Origin of the sequence: Mesorhizobium sp. M7A.F.Ca.ET.027.03.2.1 (assembly GCF_003999175.1) — a bacterium.
Lineage (GTDB): Bacteria > Pseudomonadota > Alphaproteobacteria > Rhizobiales > Rhizobiaceae > Mesorhizobium.
Genome location: NZ_RZOM01001069.1, coordinates 1 through 2,125, shown reverse-complemented (window position 1 = coordinate 2,125; position 2,125 = coordinate 1). Strand labels below are relative to the sequence as shown.

Here is a 2,125-nt window from a genome sequence, read left to right as displayed (position 1 = left end):
GGTCGAGGGCAACTACCTGCTGCTCGACGAGGAGCCATGGTCGCGGCTGGCGCCGCTGTTCGATTTCTCGATCTTCGTCGACGTGCCGCGCAACGAGCTCGAGCGCCGCCTGATGGAGCGCTGGCACGGACATGGCCGCTCCGATGAAGATGCGCGCGCCTGGATCGCGTCGAACGACCTGCCCAACATCGAACGCGTGCTCGCGCGGCGCCGGGCTGCCGATCTGGTGATCGGCCTTTCCGCTTGATTCGACGGATTGCGCAAGGGGAACCTTAAGACTTTCAGGCCGTTATCCCGACACGGCAATTGTGCCAGAAGAGGGATTCGGTCCAATGGCAACCAAGGCAAGAAAGCCCGCGCCCGCCAAGGGCAAGGCGACCCAATCCAAGGCCGGCGCCGGCCCGGCGATGACAGCCCGTTCGAAGGACACCAAGCCGGCCTTCGGCAAGGCAGCGCCGAAGAAAGTGGTGCCGACCGCAGCGAAAGCCGCGCCGAAAGCCGCAAAGCCGAAGAAGCCCGCGAGTTCCAGCGACTCCCTGAGCGGCAGTGCGATGCGCACGGCCAAGGCGACGGCCAACGTCGCTGCCGGCGCGGTCATGGTCGCCGCCCGAGGTGCTGCGTCGCTCGCCGCTTCCGTCATGGGCAAAGGCGGTTCGAAGGCCAAAGCGAAGGCGAAATAGCCGCGCTTCGGAGGCTGGTTCGGCTATCCCTTGGCGGGGATGGTCAGGCCTTTCTGCACCGCCGGTCGCGCCAGGCCGCGCTCCAGCCATGTCGAGACATTGACGAAATCGTCGAAGCCGACGAGTTCGCGGGCTTCGTAGAAACCGATCAGGTTGCGCACCCAGCCGAGCAGCGAGATGTCGGCGATGGTGTAGTCATTGCCCATGATCCACTTGCGCCCCTTCAGCCTGCCGTCGAGCACACCGAGCAGTCGCTTTGACTCGTCGCGATAACGCTCCAGCGGGCGTTTGTCGGCGATCTCGCGACCGGCGAATTTGTGGAAGAAGCCGACCTGGCCGAACATCGGCCCGACCGAAGCCATCTGGAAGAACACCCACTGGATGGTCTCGTAGCGGCGCGCGGCGTCCACGGGCATAAGCAGGCCGGTCTTTTCAGCGAGGTAGAGCAGGATGGCGCCGGATTCGAACAGGCCGATCGGCTTGCCGTCCGGACCGTTCGGATCGACGATCGCCGGTATCTTGCCGTTGGGATTGAGCGACAGGAATTCCGGCGTCCAGCTTTCGTTCTGGCCGATATTGACCCAATGCGGCTCGTAGGGCAGGCCGAGTTCCTCGAGGGCAATCGATATCTTCACGCCGTTCGGCGTTGTCGCCGAATAGAGCTGGATCTGGTCCGGATGTTTGGCCGGCCAGCGTGTTGCAATCGGAAAGGCGGACAGGTCAGCCATGGAAAACTCCTGAATGGGGATTCGCGCCGAGCGGCGCGGTCTTGGCGGGTCGGCCAAGGATTAGACGCGGCGCACGGCACGATCAATATGGCGGTGAAGGGTTTCGTCGTGCACGAACAGTCAACGAAATGGTCTGCCTGGGGCAGATCGCGCGCCCCTTAGATCAGACGGCCTTGAAGGCCAGCACGGCATTGGTGCCGCCGAACGCGAAACCGTTGCTGATCGCGGCGCGCACCTTGCGCTCGCGAGGCACGTTCGGCGTGACGTCGAGGTCGCAATCGGGATCGGCCTCGCGAAAATTGGCCGTCGGCGGCACCATGCCTTCGCGGATCGCCATCACGCAGGCGATCATCTCCAGCGCCCCCGATGCGCCGAGGCAATGGGCGTGCATCGACTTGGTCGACGACACCGAAAGCTTGTAGGCATGGTCGCCGAAGACGCGCTTGATCGCTGCCGTCTCGATCTGGTCGTTGGCCTTGGTGCCGGTGCCATGGGCGTTGAGGTAGTCGACATCCTCGGGATTGAAGCCAGCATCGGCCAGGCAGGCGCGCATGGCCGCCGTCGGCCCTTCGACGGTCGGCGCGACAATGTCGGAGGCATCGGCGGAGAGGCCGGCGCCGGCGACCTCGGCAAGGATGGTGGCGCCGCGCGCCATGGCATGCTCATACGTTTCCAGGACCGCCATGCCGGCGCCCTCGCCGAGCGACAGGCCCTGGC

The 2,125-nt window shown here is 64.9% G+C and carries 2 protein-coding genes and 2 pseudogenes; 2 read left to right on the top strand and 2 right to left on the bottom strand.

Annotated elements, in window-relative coordinates:
• Positions 1-247 (top strand): annotated as a pseudogene (locus tag EN750_RS31235) (nucleoside/nucleotide kinase family protein); the annotation flags it as partial.
• Between the two features lie 85 nt (positions 248-332).
• Entirely contained in the window at positions 333-680 is a 348-nt protein-coding gene (locus EN750_RS31230) for a hypothetical protein (protein WP_127399011.1), read from the top strand.
• A gap of 23 nt (positions 681-703) precedes the next feature.
• Here the strand turns inward: EN750_RS31230 and EN750_RS31225 are convergent, their stop codons facing one another.
• Together EN750_RS31225 and EN750_RS31220 are read right to left on the bottom strand one after the other, a co-directional pair.
• Positions 704-1,408, bottom strand: a complete 705-nt coding sequence (locus tag EN750_RS31225; RefSeq protein WP_127399010.1) for a glutathione S-transferase N-terminal domain-containing protein — start codon at positions 1,406-1,408, stop codon at positions 704-706.
• A 163-nt stretch (positions 1,409-1,571) separates the two neighbouring features.
• A pseudogene (locus EN750_RS31220) lies at positions 1,572-2,125 on the bottom strand (beta-ketoacyl-[acyl-carrier-protein] synthase family protein); the annotation flags it as partial.